The organism is Hyphomicrobium sp. (assembly GCF_036262015.1).
Taxonomy (GTDB): domain Bacteria; phylum Pseudomonadota; class Alphaproteobacteria; order Rhizobiales; family Hyphomicrobiaceae; genus Hyphomicrobium_C.
On the sequence record NZ_DATAJR010000007.1, the window covers coordinates 291,483 to 307,641 of the forward strand.

A 16,159-nucleotide genomic window follows, 5' to 3' on the forward strand; every position below is an offset into this window, starting at 1 on the left:
AAGGCAGGGGCGTTTCTATGAATCTTCAGCAACTTAGATATGTTCGCGCGCTTGTGGATGAAGGCTCGTTCGTTGCCGCAGCCTCCAGGTGCGCAGTCACACAACCGACCTTGTCGAATGGAATCGCCCAACTTGAGGCCGACCTCGGTCATCGCATCTTTCGGCGCACCACACGCAGCGTTGCGCTCACGGCGTACGGCGAACGCATGTTGCCCGCCATCCTCGAAGCCCTGAAGGCATTTGAACGCGTCCGTGATCTCGCAAAGCAGACCGGAAAAGCGCTCCACGTAAGCATCGGCATCTCGCCCTGTGTCGGAATCCGCATGGCCGAGATCGCGTTCGAGCTGGCCAAAACCCAGCGACCAGACATCGAAATCGTCTATCGCGAAAGCAACCTCACCGATCTCTGCGATCAGATGAAGCGTGCGCAAATCGATATCATTCTTGCGCCGCTGGACCTCCGATCTCACTCCCTCCCCGATTGCATGCTCCAACACATCTACAGCGAGCCTCTGCTTTTCGTTCCCAGAAAAGCAGATATTGCGCGATGGGCGCCTGCGAACCGAGTCACGGTGAGGGACATCGCGAGCGAGCAATTCGTTCTGGTTCCGAGCGGATGTGGGCTGGCGCAGGTCACCAAGCGGCTATTCGACGACAACGGGTGTGAGTTGAACAGGTACCTTGGCGAAGCGAGCAGCTATGCCGCCGTAGAGGATTGGGCCGATATGGGGCTCGGCTCCGGCATCCTGCCGGCTTCGAAAGTTTCCGATTTGGCGAGAAACATCGCTGTCCCCATTGTCGACAATGGTCAATCTGCCAAGATCGACTATTTCGCCATCGGCAAGCCTAATACGATCCCGTCAGCCGTCTTCACGGACATCTGGGAAACGTTGGAGGTTGGGAGCGTGCCGCCGGTTAGCACCGCGAGCGCGGATACGGCCTCGGCAGCGTACGATTGGTGCCTATAAGGAATGCGGCGGCGCCTCGAGCGCCGTCCATATTCCGAAAAGGCCAGTTAGGATGCAGCCGCGGAGCCTTTGGGCAAGCGCCACCTTACCGCTTGTGATTGGCGGGACGTCCAAAGCGCAAAAAGCTGTTTCGCATTACAGTGCGATACGTCAGCAAATCCTCGTCGCGCAGGGCGTATCGCGTCGTTGGACCCGCATCAGCACGTGGGTTGGCTCCCAACCCAATCGTCGCGCCCGCACCGGCATAAAGGCTATGATCGCCGAAACGCCTTAAGAGCGCAGCAAACGCGGGTTCTCCCGTGCAATGACCCGCTGCAATCCACGCAACGCCATAGGTCTTGCGCAACGCCTCAAGTTGGCGATCAATCTCCGCGTCCGGCGTGGTAACAAGGTGAAGTCCACCTGCGATGAGATGAATTCTCTGATCGATCGCCTTCGCCGCCTCGACGATGCGCTCAATGCCGGGGTGGGAGCAACCAACCACGACCACCACGCCCTCGGGCGTCTCGATCGCAAGCGACAACTCTCTCATTTCGAGGGTGCCGGGCTTGTCCGAAACCAGGGAGATCACGTGCACGCCGGGAGCGATTTGCATCGTTTGCTCCACCAACGTGAGTTTGGCACTCGGCCACGCCTTTCCAAACTTCAAAACGTCGGGAGGCGCCCCCCCGAAGTATCGCATGTCCTGCGGCAGGCTCTCATCCTTGCGGTAAAACGTTGAAGGCAGAGACGAACCGAACACACCGAAATTCTCCTTCGGCGCGTAGATCTGAACGTTCGGATTAACGGACAGCAGATACGACAAGCCTGTCGTGTGATCGCCGTGGCGATGCGACAAGACGACAAAATCCAACGTCGTCAAGTCGATGCCGAGGGCTTCGACGTTGTGCTTGAAGATTTCAGCATCGTTGCCGGTGTCAAAGAGAATTCTGCGTCCTGCAATCTCAATCAGCGCGGCGTAACCCCAGTCCTTCTTGAGGGCGGGATTTCTTCCGAAGGCGTCGAACAGGACAGTGAGCTGAGCAGGTTTGCGCACGCTCTCTACCATTCGTGTGCCAACTGCGTCAGAGGCCGCGGAAGCCGGAAGCTCAAAAGCAACAATGGCGATCAGCAGGATTGCAATTTGTCTCAGTGGCAGCATGGCGTTCCCAAACATGGTCGGACCTCCCAAGACGGCGCGGCACGCGCCGAGTTACAGACACTCCGCTGCCCGCTTCGGTATGATTTAATCGGTTGCGCTAGATTGGGCACATTCGCAGTGCGAATGATTTTCATTCGTCGATCCTATTTGTGCTGTGGCGCCTCGGACGATTAACTCGCGTGGTGGAACGTCGGTCGCTCGTGCGTGCACATTCCATGTAAGCAACCGCCCTCTATCATTCGAGTCGATAAAGCATGAAACGAAGCGTTGCCTCTGCTCTGGTCATGACACTTGGCGTGCTCTGTTGGGTAACCGGGGGGCTCAACGCGGCCGACCCCGAGGACGAAATTCGGCGATATCGGGAAATGATCGACGACCCGATGGCCAACCCGGCCTATCTGAATGTCGATCGCGGCGAAGCGCTATGGAACTTGCCGAGAGGTGAGAAGAATGCCTCGCTCGCAACCTGCGATCTCGGCAAGGGACCGGGAACGCTCGAAGGAGCCTACGCGGAGCTTCCTCGATACTTCGCCGACGCCGACAAAGTCATGGATCTCGAGCAGCGCCTGCTGTGGTGCATGGAGACCGTGCAAGCGCTCGACACGCATGACGTGTTGTCGCGAAAATTCGGAGCGCCAGGCTCGACGTCCGACATGGAAGACCTCGTTGCCTATATTGCGAACAAATCGAGCGGCATGACCTATCATATCCCGTTGGACGATGTGCAGGAACGGGATGCCTATGCCATCGGTGAGGAGCTGTTCTATCGGCGCGGATCGCTCCTCGACTTTTCATGCGCGACCTGCCACAGCGCAGATGGCGCTCGAATACGCACCACGCAGCTGCCCAACCTAACCAAACCCGGCGGTGACGCGCGCAACACCATGGGATCGTGGCCGACGTATCGCGTATCTCAGAGCCAGATGCGAACCATGCAGAACCGCCTCTGGGATTGCTATCGGCAAATGCGCATGCCGCCGCCGGACTACGGCTCAGCGGGGCTGACGGCCCTGATGATTTATTTGGCAAAGCAGGCCGATGGTGGATCGATCAATGTCCCTTCAATCAAACGCTAACAGACCCGCCCGATATGCTGCGATCATCGTGGCACTCGTCGCCGCGACATCTGCACTTGCAGAGAGCGCAACACCGAAGGGGCCGGCCGAGGGCACCGCTGGTGTCGAACGATACGTGCGCGAAATGTGGGCCAGTTCCGATGCCAAATGGAAGGATCGCCTGAAGCAGGACGAGACGCAGGTCCTGTGCTCGCGATTCCGCAACAATCCGCCTGAGCCTTTGGCTCAATCCATTCAAACACGAGAAGCCGCAACCATCGTCTTTCCCAAGGACAATCAAGTGCTGGGACGCTGGCAGGAGGGTGAGAAACTCGCGCAAAACGGACGCGGCGGTCAGTTCAGCGACGCCCCGGATACCGTGAACGGTGGCAACTGTTACGCCTGCCATCAAATGGCCAAGTCCGAGCTTTCGTTCGGCACGCTGGGGCCCAGCCTGTCGGAGTACGGAAAGATTCGCAACTTCAGCGCCGAAGCCGCCAGGGATACGTTCGCAAAGATCTACAATTCACAAGCCACATTGGCGTGTTCGAGCATGCCGCGGTTTGGCGCTCACGGCTTCTTGACCGAACAACAAATCAAAGACGTCGTGGCCTATTTGTTTGACCCGGATAGTCCCATAAACAAATGAGGCTGGAGTGCATACTTCTCGTTTGCAGGGCCGTGCTCGCTGCAACACTCTCACGCCAACGACCCGTCGCCGCAGCGCTCGTGATGCTCATGGTCACAAACAGCGCGGGCGCAGCCGAACTCATCATGGTCCGGCAAGCCGGATGCCCATGGTGCACTCTCTGGGATCGTGAGATCGGCTCTGTTTATCCGAAATCAGATGAAGGCCGCTTCGCTCCTCTCAGACACCTTGATATCCGCGCGCCGTTGCCGGCGTTCGTGAAGGAACCCGTTACCGTCACGCCAACGTTCATTCTCGTCGAAGGCAGCCGCGAGGTCGGGAGAATAACAGGATACCCTGGTGAGAGCTTCTTCTGGGAAATGCTTTCCGAAATCCTCGTACTCTCATCGTTCACGCGTGGGCATCCGCCCTGACGGGCGTTGTTCGCGCTAGTCGACCATCTGTGTCAATTGCGCGAGGTTGGCCTTGCGCTCGATCTCATCCAAGCGGAACTCCAGAGCATCGCGCATACTGATTACGCCAGCCAAGCGCCCGGCGTCTTGCACCGGAATGTGGCGAATGTGGTGCACCTTCATCAGCTCCATCACATAAGACATGGTGTCTTGCGGCGAACAGGTGATGACACGGCGAACCATCAATGCAGACACTGGAAGCAAATGCAGTTCCCCGCGACGCTCGGCCAAACTATAGGCGATATCGCGCTCCGAAATGATGCCGTCGATAGCGTGCCCGTTGTCGCTCACCACCATGACGCCAATCCGATGCCTCTGAAGTTGCCGAGCTAGATATCCGATCGACTCCGAGGTTTTGACGGTAAACACGCGCCGCCCGCGCTTTTCAAGAAACTCAACTACCCTCATGAACGCCTCCTAGATTGCGCAGCTCTTCTGTTCCCGGGCTTAGCGTGATCGGTGATAATCACAGAGTGCCAGCCGAGAGCCTTGCGCGAGCAAAATCGATCCTTCGGCGCCAATGAAAACATCGGTGATCAAGCGCGAGGAGCTGCAGACATGTCGCGCGGCATCTTGGATGCGCACGTTGCGCGCCGTTCTGGCGCCGGCTATTTGCCACAAGTGTCACCGGAACAATCGGTCCAACTTGGGAGGTGGCGTAGCGCTTCTCGACACGGCGTCGATCAACGATCCAGCACTGGCTCGCGCCTCATTCCGCCAAGCGGGCGCCAGATTTAACTCATCGAGCATCGTCGCAACGTCGCCGCTCAATTCTCTATGGAATGATGTCAGTGCGTGGCACATCGAATCTGTGACTGGGCTTGCTTGGGTGGCCCAAGACAATCAATTGGTTCACGTCGCTCAGCTTTTTCTCTAGAAGCGCCCGAATTGCGTTGGCGATACGCTGACGTTCGCTCGGCGCGCGCGCCACGCTGATACGATTGGACCAACTCGATAGTTTGTTCCGTCGAGTTTCCAATGTTCGAGCGATGTCGCACTGCCTGATCCCTGAGTTTAGGGCAATGTCGAGAAGCATATGGAAGTCTTGCGCGCTGTTGATGTCCGCGTCTGAAAGCTGCTCAAGCAACGACTTCAGATGCCCAGCACGCATCTCGAGAACGGCACGCATAAATGCTGTTGGGCGGCGACTGGGCATTATCGTCATGTAGGGCGCTTGATCCTGCAGCCATAGCTCGTATCGAGTTGCCCGCCCCGCCACGCGGGGAGATGCAGCTAGAGGCTAACATCACCGTTTCCCGGCCATAAATTGCTATTTCCGATCAGACCTATCGGGAAAATCCATTGGTTCACATCACGCCCGAACGCATTGGGCGTAGTAGGCGAGCATGAAACCAACCCGGTTCCGGCGGATACCGGTTGAGGCCCTACCTTGTAGTAGGTCGGAATACATCAGGCTCTCCGTCACGCTTGCTTAGGACACAGAAAAAGAGCTTGGGCCCATGGTTTGAGCCTCTCGAACCTTAGTCGCGCTCAGCATCCAAGATCTCTCGCGTTCCGTGACGGCGGTTTGATTTGGCGATCCCATCAAGGTTCACCATTCCGGGACAAACTTCGCTGCTGCGCGGTCATTGGCGTTCTCGCTCGCCGCTAAGCCTTCGATGACGCCAGCCCGATCGGCAGCACTTCGATTTTGGCTCATCTTACGCTTGCTGTCGAAGCGCGATATCGGCATGCGCAGTCCCACAATGCCCTTGAGCTGAGACTTGATGAAGTCCGCAGGTGCATCATCGACAGCCCAAGGATTGGCGCGCTCGCGCTCATGCACGTTCGTCAATCTGGTGATGACGTCGAGCAGGCGACTATCGTCATCGAAGAACTCGACGTTGCCATAGGCGTGGATCGCTATGTAGTTCCAGGTCGGAACGACCTTCCCGGTTTCCTGCTTGGTCGCGTACCAGCTGGGCGTGATGTAGGCGTCCGGCCCCATGAATATCGCCATGCCCTCCCCAACAGGCGGGTTCTTCCATTGCGAGTTGGCGCGCGCGACATGCGCATACAGCGTTCCGAATTCTCCTTCTTGTTCGGCAAGGAACATCGGCAACGGCGTGGCAATCAGGCCCTCGGCGGTGGCGGTGACCAGGCTGGCGAGCCGAGCCGCTTTGACCGTCGCAATGATGTTGGTGATGTCGTCGTCGCGAAAAGCTGGCGGAATATACATTGTGAAAGCTCGTCCATTCGTTATCGCTGCACCAGCACAACGCCGACAACCAGCAATAGCGCTCCAAGAATTCGCGCCGAACTAGCCGTGTGTTGTTGGACGCCAAGAAGGCTGAATTGTCTAGGGCCACAGCACCCAACATCTTTCCAAGAACGGCGAAAGCTGATGTCGTGGCGTATCCGCGACGACGCCCCTTCAAAATCGACCGGAGGAGGGATAGGCCACGTCCCCTGTTCATCGCGGGTAAAGTCTTTGCAGACTAGCCCGCTGGGGAAGCAGCCTATCCATTCCATTCGCAGAAGAAGTGAGACAGGAACACATTCGACTTCTGCTTCGGGATCACCTTGCGGTCCGTCAGCCGACCCTGACGCTCATTCCTCCGTCCGCCATCACCACAGACCCGACGATGAAGCTAGCCCTGTCAGACGCCAAAAAGGCCACGATCTCTGCAATCTCTTCAGGCTCTGCTGCGCGACCGATTGGAGCTTTCCGGGCATGATCAGCCAGGAACTCCCGGCCTTGGTCCATTTTTCCAACCCAGATGTTCGTCACTACATCGCCCGACCCGACGGCATTGACACGAATACCGTGCTCGATGCCCTCGAGTGCAAGCGTACGCGTCAATTGCACAAGCGCGCCCTTTGAAGCGGTGTAAGCGGCGATGCCTGGAAAAGCGAAATAGGCTGCGTACGAGGCGATGTTGACGATTGCACCTGACCTCCGAGGGATCATTGCCTTCATCGCCTCGCGTGAGTGAAGGAATGCACCCGTTGCATTCACCGACAATATGGATTGCCAGTCGGCAAGCGTCATCTCGACGACTGGCTTGCTCAGGATGCGCGCCGCATTGTTGACGAGGATATCGAGGTGTCCGAATTCCTTCAGCGCGAGTTGCACCGCGCGTTCTGCGCTGCCTTCTTCGGAGATATCCGCCACGAGGGTCGAAACTCCGCGTTTGGCGAGCCCCTTCACTTCAGGATTGATATCCTCGGCGACGACGTGAGCGCCGCGCGCGTGGAACAGCTCGACAATCGAACGGCCGATGCCACTCGCCGCTCCGGTAACGAGCGCAACCTTCCCTTCCATTTCTCTAGTCATAGTGGTGTCTCTCCAAGGTTGGTGGCCCAGCGGGTGCCTCGCTGGGCCCAGAGGTCAAAACTGGCTTGTCGTCGGGCGCACAATGATTTCATTGACGTCGACGTCATCGGGCTGCTCCACCGCGTAGGCGATGGCCCGAGCGATTGCATCGGGTGTGAATGCCGCCTTGCGAAGACCGGTGAGGAACTCCTTGGCGTTCGCGTCTGAGATGTCGTCGCCGAGTTCCGTCGCGACGACGCCGGGCGATATGATCGTCACGCGGAGATCAGGGTTCTCCTGGCGCAGGCCTTCCGAGATCGCCCACACGGCATATTTCGTCGCGCAATAGACTGCTCCGGTCGGCACCACGACGTGCGCACCGATGGACGCGACGTTGACAATCTGACCTGAACCACGCGCCTTCATCTCCGGCAGAACGGCTGCAACACCGTTCAACACGCCGCGAATGTTGACGTCGATCATTCGGTCCCACTCGTCGACTTTCAGTTCAGCCATCGGCGAAAGGGGCATGACGCCCGCATTGTTCACGATGACATCAACGCGACCGAATTCGGCGCGGGCGAAGTCGATGAAGGACCGGACATCCTGACGATTGGCGACGTCGACGGCGCGGGCCTTCGCGGCGCCGCCCTCTGCCACGATGCCGTCCACGAGTGACTTCAGGCGGTCGGTCCTGCGCGCGCCAACCACGACCTTGGCACCGCGCGCGGCCAGGAGTTTCGCTGTTGCTTCGCCGATGCCGCTCGACGCGCCGGTGATGGCGATGACTTTGCCTTCGATGCTGCTCACGATCATTCTCCCTGTATCACCCGGCGCGACTGTCGCTTGGGTGCGGGAGGAACATGGGCCAGGCGGCCTCTGGAGCGGTAGACCGCGACTCCGCGCTTCTTGCCTAATTGTCCAATCCGTCTGGAGAGGGGTCGGCAGCGGCGCAGACTTCAGCTAATCTGGCGCTAATGATCACGGGATTTTTGGATGCAAATCAATGACTGCCATGGAAGAGCTGGCCGACCTGATTGACCAATACTCCGGGGAAGACGGCGCCCACGCGACGGCGATTCCGCGCGTTTTTCTGCATCGGGCGTCGCACGTGAGTCTGCCGCTCCATACCGTCTACGAGCCGGCCGTCTGCTTCGTCGCCCGAGGCAGAAAACAGGCGATGGCTGGCGACAAGCTCTACACCTACAGCCAAGGCGACTACCTCATCGTGTCCGTCGATGTTCCCATCGTCAGCCAGATTCTGGACGCTAGCACCAAGGACCCATTTCTGTGTCTCCGTCTCGACCTCGATCCGGGAGCCATTGGCGCCCTGATGCTGGAAAGCGATGCGGAGCGTGCCGCCCGGGAACCGCCGGTATCATCGCTCTCCGTGAGCCCCATGGGCGACAAACTGATCGATGCAGCGGTTCGGCTGCTGAGATTGCTCGGGACCCCGGGCGACATCCCGATCCTGGCGCCTCTTGCCGAGCGTGAGATTTTGTACCGGCTTTTGCGCGGACAACAGAGCTCGCGCATGAGCCAGATCGCCTTTGCCGAAAGCAAATTGCAGCAAGTGAACCGGGCGATTGGCTGGATCAAGACATACTACCGGGACCCTTTCAGCGTCGAGACGCTGGCCGCCGAGGCACGCATGAGCACGTCGGCCCTGCATCAGCATTTCAAGACCGTCACGGGCATGAGCCCGCTCCAATACCAGAAACAACTTCGTCTGCAGGAAGCGCGTCGGCTGATCCTGACACAATCCATCGACTCGGCCTCAGCCGGCCATACTGTCGGCTACGACAGCCCTTCGCAATTCAGTCGCGAGTACCGGCGGTTGTTCGGCGCGCCTCCGGGCCGCGACATTGCGCGACTTCGCGCTTCCGCAATCGGTACCTCGGTTGCATGAGAGGAGGTTCGCGACCGAAGGGCCGTGTCTGCAGTGCTGGATGACGGATTGTGTTCCAGCTCAGCCCAGACTTCCCGCGAAGCGCTCCGCCAGGCGATCGCGGCGAAAGCCATCAATGACAAAGTCGACGAAGGCGCGGGTCTTGGCGGGAAGCAATGTTCGAGTGGGATAATAGATCGAGATCGATCCTGCATCCGCGTACCACTGTGGTACCAATCGTACGAGTGCGCGCTTTTCGAGGTGCGGCAGAGCGTGGGGCACGGCGATGAGCGTCACGCCGAGATCCAGCAATGCTGCCCGACACATCGCTTCCGGGTCGTCGAGGACGATCGTCTCCTTCAGTGTCGCAGCGACCTCCGCGCCGGCGGCGTTGCGCATGATGCGCTCGCGGATTCGCCCCGTCCGTGTGGAGCGCATGACAATTCCGTCGTAGGCGGTCAGCCCCGAAGGATCAACCGGCCGCCTCTTTCCTTTCAGATAGGCTGGTGAGGCGACGGCGATGATGTGCAAGGGAGCAAGCGTGCGTGTCACCAAACCTGGAGCCAACTCGATACCGCCACCGATCGCCGCATCATACCCCTCTGCAATCAGATCGACTTGCCGGCTCTCAAACCGCCAGTCCGGGCGAATGTCGGGATAGCGCGCGAGGAAGGCAGGCAACATTGGCAGGATGTAATCGGCGCCAAACGTCAGCCCCATGCTGACTTTGAGCACGCCGGCGGGCTCACCGCGATCGCTGGCAGCGTCCGCGATCGCCGCCTGTAGTCCCTGCATGTGATCCTGCATTGCGAGCAAGAAGCGCTCTCCGGCCTCGGTCAGAGTCAACTTCCGGGTCGTTCGCTGAAAGAGCCGGACTCCGAGATTGCGTTCCAGCATCGCTACGTTTCGGCTGACCGCCGCCGGGGTGAGGGAAAGCCTGCGCGCTGCAACGGAGAAGCTGCCGGCTTCCGCGCTGCGGGCGAAGGATTCGAGGTTGGCCAGAGTCTCCATAGACCTTCTTTCAAGTGATGCTTGTAAGCATTACCAATCATTGCCCTCTAATTTTAGACCAATAAACGGCCGATAGGTAGGTGACGGAGCACACCTAGCCATCGGAGCCTGTCATGACCGGAAAAAGCCCAAGCGAAGCCGCAAAAGCAGTCATTCGCCGTAACACCGAAGAAGTTCAGGGTGGCGGCAATTTCGCGGTGTTCGATGAACTGTTCGCCGATGACTTCGTCGACCACACACCGCAACCGGGCCGCACGCCCGACAAGGCCGGTGCGAGAGAACTGTACGAAGTTCTCCGCGCCGCTTTCCCCGACTTCCACGCCGAAATCCATTGGCAGATTGCCGATGGCGACCGGGTGACGACCTACAAGACTTACCACGGGACGCATCTGGGAGAATTTTTCGGCGTCGCGCCGACGGGCCGAAAGATCCAATTCGAGACCGTCGACGTCATGCGCGTGCGTGACGGGCAGATCGCCGAGCACTGGGGCGTCGCCAATCTCTTCTCCCTGATGCAGCAGCTCGGTGCCGAACCAATCAACTGAAATCCACTGAGAGCAAGCGCCGGTACGTTCAACCGCGTCCAGGCTCCGACCTTGAAAGGACCATCGCATGACCATCGGTATCATTGGCTCGGGCGCGATCGGCACCGCTTTCGCCCGCACGCTCGGCCGGGCGGGTGTCGAGGCGACCATCTCAAACAGCCGTGGCCCGGAGTCACTCAACGATCTGGTCCGCGATCTTGGGCCATCCATCAAGGCTGGCACCCGCGAGGAAGCGGCACGCGCAGACATCGTCTTCGTGGCCGTGAATTGGACAAAGCTCCCGGCCGCGATGGCAGGCCTTCCAGATTGGAACGGGCGCATTGTCATCGATGCCAACAATCCGGTCGAGGCACCACTGTTCAAGCCCGCAGACCTCGGTGGCCGCGTGTCGAGCGCGGTGTTTGGTGATCTCGTGCCCGGAGCCCGCGTCGTGAAGGCTTTCAATCACCTTCGCGCAGACGTCCTGGCCAGCGATCCGAGCGGGGACGGCGGACGGCGCGTGCTGTTCTATTCCGGCGAGGACGCTGCAGCCAAGGGGACGATCGCCACGCTTATCGAGCGCATTGGTTTCGCCGGCATCGATCTTGGATCGCTGGAAGTCGGCGGCAAGCTTGCGCAGTTTCCCGGTGGACCACTCCCGAACCAGAACCTCGTTAGGATTTCCTGAGCTTCTTGCGGCGACGCCGCACAGGCATCATTGCCGCATACGGACAATAAATAATGCACTGATATTACAGCGCTCTATTCTCTGGTTTGGAGACATACCGCCCTCCACTTTTCTCGGCTCATTTTTCCGGGTTGGTGATCGGCCAGCGGGCGGAATCGGGCAACGGCTTCACCCATGCTAGTCTTCACAAATCGAGTCGGGGCTGTAGGGCGTCGACGGCTCATGTTCGCAGGCCGCGGGGTGGCTGATGAACGAGCGCGTGAAGGCAATCCTGGTGACGGCTTTGAAGCTCTCGCCCGACGAGCGGGCTGAGCTTGCGCAAACACTGATGGACACGCTCGGCACGGCCGAAGCCGAAGCCGATCATATTCTGGCGGACGACGCGTCAGGCAGCGCGGACGAAGGCGCGCCGCAGCGGCCCACCTCCGACGTTCTCGCCAAGTACCTCGACATCTGACGGCAGGTGCACAGGCGGCAACGGAGGCGTTGCAGTCACCTTCGCGAGAGCATTCTCGGCGATCAACACACGAAGCTGCTCCATCTCATATTCGACGGAGGCCAGCGTCTCTTCGCTGGTCGCAAGCCCGGCGCGGGCGCGGCCGATGTCGGCCGTGAACTCGTCGAGCGCCTGCTGGATGACCGTGAAGGCAATATCTGCGTCCATGGAGTTATCCCCCTAATCCACAGATCTCGGCGTAACCGATTCCTTGGGCGCAATCGGCGCACGGCAAGGTTTTGCGCAACTTTACGAGTTGCACCGGCCAATTTCCGTGAACGGAATTAAAGGTTTAACCTGCGCGCGGCACGGCTCAGCCGAGAAGCGCCTGCGCCTCGGCTGCGTCGCCGTACATGGTCATCATCGGCTCGTCGTCGAGGATGGCTTCCTCATACTTGCCGTAGCCGTTGAAGTCGCCCGCGATGGCACGGCCATAGGCGCCGACGTTGCCGATCTCGAGATAGTCGCCTTCCTTGACGCACGACGGCAGCAGGAAGGGCCCCTTCATGTGATCGATCGAGTCACACGTGGGACCCCACAGCTCGTACGGGATCAGGGCGTCGGCCTTGGCCGCCACGCGGCCGATGAGGCGCGCTGGATATATCCAGCCGAGATGCGCAGCGTCGAACAGTACGCCGTAGCCGCCGTCGTTTATGAAGAGGTCGTTTCCGCGACGCGCTTCGACGCGCACGATAAGCGTCTCGGCCTCGGCAACGAGCGCGCGACCCGGCTCGCACATGAGGCGCACGTTCTCGCGCACCGGCAGCTTGTTCACGCCTTCCTCGATGGCTGCGATGAAACGCTTGAGAGGCGCGGGCTGCATGCCGGGGTAGATCGACGGGAAGCCGCCGCCGACATCGAGCCGATCTACAACAACGCCCGCCTTGCCGATCAGGCGCTGCACTTCGGCGAGCGCGTTGACGTAGGCGTCCGGCGTCATGGTCTGGGACCCGACGTGGAAGGTAATGCCGAGCTCGGCCGCCACCTGCCGTGCCTTGACGAGCAGGCGCGCGGCTTTCTGGCCGGTCGTGCCGAACTTGCGCTCGAGCGGAATGCGGCTGTTGATCGCCGGAACGACGATGCGAACGAACAGCACGAGGTCGCGCGCAACGCCTTCGGGTCCGCGGGTCTCCTCGAGGATTTTTTTCAGCTCGTCCTCTGTATCGAGGGAGAAGCTGCGAATCCCATGCTCGTGATAGGCGCGATTGATCGCCTCGCGCGACTTCACCGGATGCATGAAATGCAGATGCGCGCCGGGAATGGTGGCCGCATCCTCGATCTCGGGCAACGAAGCGACATCGAAATGGCGGATGCCCGCGCCGAACAGCGCGCCGATCAGGAAGACCGAGCTGTTCGCCTTGTAAGCGTAGGCGACGTCGCCAGGAAAATTGTCGATGAACCAGCGTGCAGCGCGAGCGGCTGCGTGCGGACGGGCGCAAACGACTGGCCGTTCGGGCTTGCGGGCGGCGACAAGTTCAGCCGCTGAGGCATAACGCTCCATTTCAACGGACCTCCACCAACAATGGGTTGGACAAGAAGCGCCGTGCGAAGCGAAACCGCCGCCGTGCGTGGGCTGCATTTAGGGCCTGACGGCCGCGATGTAAAGACCCTTCCCGGCAAATGGGTTAGATCATTTCCACGCGGCCGGTTTGTGACGGAAATTTGAACCCGGTTCGGTGCCTTTGAGCCATACCCAATTCGCGGTTGGGAATCGTGGCTACTTCCGCTCCTGAGCGCGGCGTAGCGCGGCGGCCAAAGCGCTTTCGCCGGCGGGCTCGGGGCCCTTTTTCGGAGGCGGCGCATAGTTGCGGCTCTGCTGCTGCGATCCTCCCGACGGGCGCGCGGACGGCCCCGGCGCGCTGCGCTCGATGGCACCTGAGCGCATGGTCAGCGCGATGCGCTTGCGCTCGGCGTCGACCTCCTTCACGCGGACGTTCACGACATCACCCACCTTCACCACCTCGCGGGGATCCTTCACGAAGCGGTCCGCCAACTCGGAGATGTGGACGAGACCGTCCTGATGAACGCCGACATCGACGAAGGCGCCGAAGGCCGCCACGTTGGTCACCGTGCCTTCGAGTTGCATGCCGATCTTTAGGTCGGAGATCTTCTCGACGCCCTCGGTGAAGGTGGCGGTCTTGAACTCGGGACGCGGGTCGCGGCCCGGCTTCTCTAATTCGGCGATGATGTCGGTGACGGTTGGGATGCCGAAGTTGGTATCCGCGAATTCGGCGGGCCGCAGCGCCTTCAGGAAGGTGCGGTCACCGATCATGGACTTCAGAGGCCGGCTGGTTTTCTCAGAGATGCGCTCGACGACCTCGTAGGCTTCGGGATGGACGGCCGAGGCATCGAGCGGGTTGGTGCCGTTCATGATGCGCAGGAAGCCGGCCGCCTGCTCGAAGGCCTTCGGCCCGAGGCGCGGCACCTTTTTCAGGGAGGCGCGCGTCTTGAAGGCGCCGTTCTCGTTGCGGAAGGCGACGATGTTGGAGGCGAGCGTCTGGTTCAGACCCGACACGCGGGTCAGCAGTGGCACGGATGCCGTGTTCACGTCGACGCCGACGGAGTTCACGCAATCCTCGACGACGGCATCGAGTGAGCGGGCGAGCCCGGTCTGGTCGACGTCGTGCTGGTACTGGCCAACGCCGATCGCTTTCGGCTCGATCTTGACCAGCTCGGCGAGCGGATCCTGGAGGCGGCGTGCAATCGAGACGGCGCCGCGCAGCGAAACGTCAAGCTCTGGGAACTCCTTCGCGGCTAGCTCGGACGCGGAATAGACCGAAGCACCGGCCTCCGAGACCATGACCTTGGTGAGCTTGAGCTGAGGCATCTTGCTCATCAACTCGGCGACGAGCTTGTCCGTCTCTCGGCTGCCGGTGCCGTTGCCAACACTAACGAGATCGACCTTGTGCTTTGCCGCGAGCATGGCGAGCGCGGCCAGCGAGCCCTGCCAATCGCGTTTCGGCTCGTGCGGGTAGATCGTGCTCGTGTCGACCAGCTTGCCGGTGGCATCGACGACGGCGACCTTGACGCCGGTGCGCAAACCGGGATCGAGCCCCATGGTTACGCGCGGGCCAGCGGGTGCAGCAAGCAGCAGATCCTTGAGGTTCGACGAGAAGACCGTGATGGCCTCGGTGTCGGCACGCTCCTTCAGGCGCGTCAGCAGATCGGACGTGATGGTCGTCGCGAGCCGCGCCTTCCAGGCGAGACGCACAGTCTCTCCGAGCCAGGCGTCGGCCGCGCGGCCCTTATCGGCGATGCCGAACGCGGCGCGGATTTTTGCTTCAGCTGGGTGTGCTTTGGTCTCGTCGCGCTCGACGTCGAGATCGATATCGAGCACGCCTTCGTTGACGCCGCGCAGCAATGCCAACGCGCGATGGCTCGGCATGTCCTTGATTGCCTGTCCGAAGTCGAAATAGTCGGAGAACTTGGCGCCCTCCGCTTCCTTCCCCTTCTTGACCTTGGAGGACAGGCGGCCTTCGCTCCATTCCCATTCGCGAAGGTTCTGCACCACCTCGGCGCGTTCGGAGATGCGCTCAATCAGGATGTGGCGCGCGCCTTCGAGGGCCACCTTCTGATCAGCGACGCCCTTGTCGGCTGAGACGAACTTCTCAGCCTCGGCGGCCGGATCGAGTGCGGGATTGGCAAGCAGCGCATCGGCGAGCGGCTCGAGCCCAGCTTCGCGCGCGATTTGCGCCTTCGTGCGGCGCTTCGGCTTATAGGGGGCGTAGAGGTCTTCCAGCTCGACCTTCGTCCCGGCTGCATTGAGCGAGCGGGCCAGCTCCGGCGTGAGCTTCCCTTGCTCATCGACACTCTTCAATATCGACGCGCGGCGATCTTCTAGCTCGCGCAGGTAGACGAGACGCTCAGCCAGCGTGCGAAGCTGCGTATCGTCGAGCCCGCCCGTCTTCTCCTTGCGGTAGCGCGCGATGAACGGCACCGTCGCGCCTTCGTCGAGAAGCCCTACGGCTGCTGCCACCTGGCCAGACGCCACGCGCAGTTCATCGGCAATACGCTGATTGATCTTGTCCATG

At 60.5% G+C, this 16,159-nt stretch carries 18 protein-coding genes; 8 read left to right on the top strand and 10 right to left on the bottom strand.

The features are described from left to right. Positions 1 to 17 precede the first annotated feature (17 nt). A complete protein-coding gene (locus VHO05_RS08290) occupies positions 18 to 968 on the top strand; it encodes a LysR family transcriptional regulator (protein WP_329646131.1) in 951 nt (316 codons plus the stop codon). An 85-nt stretch (positions 969 to 1,053) separates the two neighbouring features. On the opposite strand, the gene VHO05_RS08295 is transcribed toward VHO05_RS08290, so the two are convergent. Then, complete coding sequence (locus VHO05_RS08295; protein WP_329646132.1) at positions 1,054 to 2,124, bottom strand: MBL fold metallo-hydrolase; 1,071 nt, start codon at positions 2,122 to 2,124, stop codon at positions 1,054 to 1,056. 269 nt (positions 2,125 to 2,393) lie between these two features. Here VHO05_RS08295 and soxA point away from each other — a divergent pair, with 269 nt between their 5' ends. From soxA to VHO05_RS08310, 3 genes are all read left to right on the top strand, one after another. Continuing rightward, positions 2,394 to 3,185 (top strand): sulfur oxidation c-type cytochrome SoxA, encoded by a 792-nt coding sequence (soxA, locus tag VHO05_RS08300; RefSeq protein WP_329646190.1) that lies wholly within the window; start codon positions 2,394 to 2,396, stop codon positions 3,183 to 3,185. Then, positions 3,163 to 3,813: a sulfur oxidation c-type cytochrome SoxX gene (gene soxX / locus VHO05_RS08305; RefSeq protein ID WP_329646133.1), complete on the top strand. Its 651-nt coding sequence runs from the start codon at positions 3,163 to 3,165 to the stop codon at positions 3,811 to 3,813. The genes soxA and soxX overlap by 23 nt, the downstream gene beginning before the upstream one ends. Before the next feature lie 89 nt (positions 3,814 to 3,902). Further along, positions 3,903 to 4,226 carry a thioredoxin gene (locus VHO05_RS08310; protein WP_329646134.1) on the top strand — a complete coding sequence of 108 codons (324 nt, stop codon included), beginning with the start codon at positions 3,903 to 3,905 and terminating at the stop codon, positions 4,224 to 4,226. A 15-nt stretch (positions 4,227 to 4,241) separates the two neighbouring features. On the opposite strand, the gene VHO05_RS08315 is transcribed toward VHO05_RS08310, so the two are convergent. The 5 genes from VHO05_RS08315 to VHO05_RS08335 all read right to left on the bottom strand — a co-directional run bounded on the left by VHO05_RS08315 (position 4,242) and on the right by VHO05_RS08335 (position 8,331). Continuing rightward, positions 4,242 to 4,673: a CBS domain-containing protein gene (locus VHO05_RS08315; RefSeq protein ID WP_329646135.1), complete on the bottom strand. Its 432-nt coding sequence runs from the start codon at positions 4,671 to 4,673 to the stop codon at positions 4,242 to 4,244. Positions 4,674 to 5,040: 367 nt separating this feature from the next. Then, positions 5,041 to 5,430 (bottom strand): hypothetical protein, encoded by a 390-nt coding sequence (locus VHO05_RS08320; protein ID WP_329646136.1) that lies wholly within the window; start codon positions 5,428 to 5,430, stop codon positions 5,041 to 5,043. A gap of 387 nt (positions 5,431 to 5,817) precedes the next feature. Beyond that, on the bottom strand, positions 5,818 to 6,444 hold the full coding sequence (locus tag VHO05_RS08325) for an FMN-binding negative transcriptional regulator (protein WP_329646137.1): 627 nt from the start codon (positions 6,442 to 6,444) through the stop codon (positions 5,818 to 5,820). Positions 6,445 to 6,798: 354 nt separating this feature from the next. Next, positions 6,799 to 7,542 carry an SDR family oxidoreductase gene (locus VHO05_RS08330; protein WP_329646138.1) on the bottom strand — a complete coding sequence of 248 codons (744 nt, stop codon included), beginning with the start codon at positions 7,540 to 7,542 and terminating at the stop codon, positions 6,799 to 6,801. A gap of 54 nt (positions 7,543 to 7,596) precedes the next feature. After that, on the bottom strand, positions 7,597 to 8,331 hold the full coding sequence (locus VHO05_RS08335; protein WP_329646139.1) for an SDR family oxidoreductase: 735 nt from the start codon (positions 8,329 to 8,331) through the stop codon (positions 7,597 to 7,599). 196 nt (positions 8,332 to 8,527) lie between these two features. On the opposite strand from VHO05_RS08335, the gene VHO05_RS08340 reads away from it, so the two are divergent. Continuing rightward, positions 8,528 to 9,430 carry an AraC family transcriptional regulator gene (locus VHO05_RS08340; RefSeq protein WP_329646140.1) on the top strand — a complete coding sequence of 301 codons (903 nt, stop codon included), beginning with the start codon at positions 8,528 to 8,530 and terminating at the stop codon, positions 9,428 to 9,430. 60 nt (positions 9,431 to 9,490) lie between these two features. On the opposite strand, the gene VHO05_RS08345 is transcribed toward VHO05_RS08340, so the two are convergent. Continuing rightward, positions 9,491 to 10,420, bottom strand: a complete 930-nt coding sequence (locus VHO05_RS08345; RefSeq protein ID WP_329646141.1) for a LysR family transcriptional regulator — start codon at positions 10,418 to 10,420, stop codon at positions 9,491 to 9,493. Positions 10,421 to 10,533: 113 nt separating this feature from the next. Here VHO05_RS08345 and VHO05_RS08350 point away from each other — a divergent pair, with 113 nt between their 5' ends. The 3 genes from VHO05_RS08350 (at position 10,534) to VHO05_RS08360 (ending at position 12,089) form a co-directional block, all read left to right on the top strand. Further along, positions 10,534 to 10,965, top strand: coding sequence for an ester cyclase (locus VHO05_RS08350; protein WP_329646142.1), 432 nt, complete (start codon positions 10,534 to 10,536; stop codon positions 10,963 to 10,965). Between the two features lie 67 nt (positions 10,966 to 11,032). After that, positions 11,033 to 11,632 (top strand): NADPH-dependent F420 reductase, encoded by a 600-nt coding sequence (locus VHO05_RS08355; RefSeq protein WP_329646143.1) that lies wholly within the window; start codon positions 11,033 to 11,035, stop codon positions 11,630 to 11,632. 247 nt (positions 11,633 to 11,879) lie between these two features. Then, positions 11,880 to 12,089 (top strand): hypothetical protein, encoded by a 210-nt coding sequence (locus VHO05_RS08360; protein ID WP_329646144.1) that lies wholly within the window; start codon positions 11,880 to 11,882, stop codon positions 12,087 to 12,089. Here VHO05_RS08360 and VHO05_RS08365 read toward each other — a convergent pair. From VHO05_RS08365 to VHO05_RS08375, 3 genes are all read right to left on the bottom strand, one after another. Beyond that, a complete protein-coding gene (locus VHO05_RS08365; RefSeq protein WP_329646145.1) occupies positions 12,018 to 12,296 on the bottom strand; it encodes a hypothetical protein in 279 nt (92 codons plus the stop codon). The two genes, VHO05_RS08360 and VHO05_RS08365, sit on opposite strands and share 72 nt — an antisense overlap. Before the next feature lie 145 nt (positions 12,297 to 12,441). Beyond that, positions 12,442 to 13,629, bottom strand: a complete 1,188-nt coding sequence (locus VHO05_RS08370) for a type III PLP-dependent enzyme (RefSeq protein WP_329646146.1) — start codon at positions 13,627 to 13,629, stop codon at positions 12,442 to 12,444. Positions 13,630 to 13,845: 216 nt separating this feature from the next. Then, the gene (locus VHO05_RS08375; RefSeq protein WP_329646147.1) at positions 13,846 to 16,158 is read right to left on the bottom strand and encodes a Tex family protein; all 2,313 of its coding nucleotides are present in this window, start codon (positions 16,156 to 16,158) and stop codon (positions 13,846 to 13,848) included. Position 16,159: the final 1 nt, after the last annotated feature.

What these genes read in the sequence shown, in the direction of transcription:
- VHO05_RS08350 (WP_329646142.1), top strand. Translation starts at nt 10,534, where the DNA reads ATGACCGGAAAAAGCCCAAGCGAAGCCGCAAAAGCAGTCATTCGCCGT.
- VHO05_RS08375 (WP_329646147.1), bottom strand. Translation starts at nt 16,158, where the DNA reads ATGGACAAGATCAATCAGCGTATTGCCGATGAACTGCGCGTGGCGTCT.
- VHO05_RS08290 (WP_329646131.1), top strand. Translation starts at nt 18, where the DNA reads ATGAATCTTCAGCAACTTAGATATGTTCGCGCGCTTGTGGATGAAGGC.
- VHO05_RS08315 (WP_329646135.1), bottom strand. Translation starts at nt 4,673, where the DNA reads ATGAGGGTAGTTGAGTTTCTTGAAAAGCGCGGGCGGCGCGTGTTTACC.
- VHO05_RS08330 (WP_329646138.1), bottom strand. Translation starts at nt 7,542, where the DNA reads ATGACTAGAGAAATGGAAGGGAAGGTTGCGCTCGTTACCGGAGCGGCG.
- VHO05_RS08365 (WP_329646145.1), bottom strand. Translation starts at nt 12,296, where the DNA reads ATGGACGCAGATATTGCCTTCACGGTCATCCAGCAGGCGCTCGACGAG.
- soxA (WP_329646190.1), top strand. Translation starts at nt 2,394, where the DNA reads ATGACACTTGGCGTGCTCTGTTGGGTAACCGGGGGGCTCAACGCGGCC.
- VHO05_RS08340 (WP_329646140.1), top strand. Translation starts at nt 8,528, where the DNA reads ATGACTGCCATGGAAGAGCTGGCCGACCTGATTGACCAATACTCCGGG.
- VHO05_RS08360 (WP_329646144.1), top strand. Translation starts at nt 11,880, where the DNA reads ATGAACGAGCGCGTGAAGGCAATCCTGGTGACGGCTTTGAAGCTCTCG.
- VHO05_RS08310 (WP_329646134.1), top strand. Translation starts at nt 3,903, where the DNA reads ATGGTCACAAACAGCGCGGGCGCAGCCGAACTCATCATGGTCCGGCAA.
- VHO05_RS08345 (WP_329646141.1), bottom strand. Translation starts at nt 10,420, where the DNA reads ATGGAGACTCTGGCCAACCTCGAATCCTTCGCCCGCAGCGCGGAAGCC.
- VHO05_RS08320 (WP_329646136.1), bottom strand. Translation starts at nt 5,430, where the DNA reads ATGACGATAATGCCCAGTCGCCGCCCAACAGCATTTATGCGTGCCGTT.
- VHO05_RS08325 (WP_329646137.1), bottom strand. Translation starts at nt 6,444, where the DNA reads ATGTATATTCCGCCAGCTTTTCGCGACGACGACATCACCAACATCATT.
- VHO05_RS08355 (WP_329646143.1), top strand. Translation starts at nt 11,033, where the DNA reads ATGACCATCGGTATCATTGGCTCGGGCGCGATCGGCACCGCTTTCGCC.
- VHO05_RS08295 (WP_329646132.1), bottom strand. Translation starts at nt 2,124, where the DNA reads ATGTTTGGGAACGCCATGCTGCCACTGAGACAAATTGCAATCCTGCTG.
- VHO05_RS08370 (WP_329646146.1), bottom strand. Translation starts at nt 13,629, where the DNA reads ATGGAGCGTTATGCCTCAGCGGCTGAACTTGTCGCCGCCCGCAAGCCC.
- soxX (WP_329646133.1), top strand. Translation starts at nt 3,163, where the DNA reads ATGTCCCTTCAATCAAACGCTAACAGACCCGCCCGATATGCTGCGATC.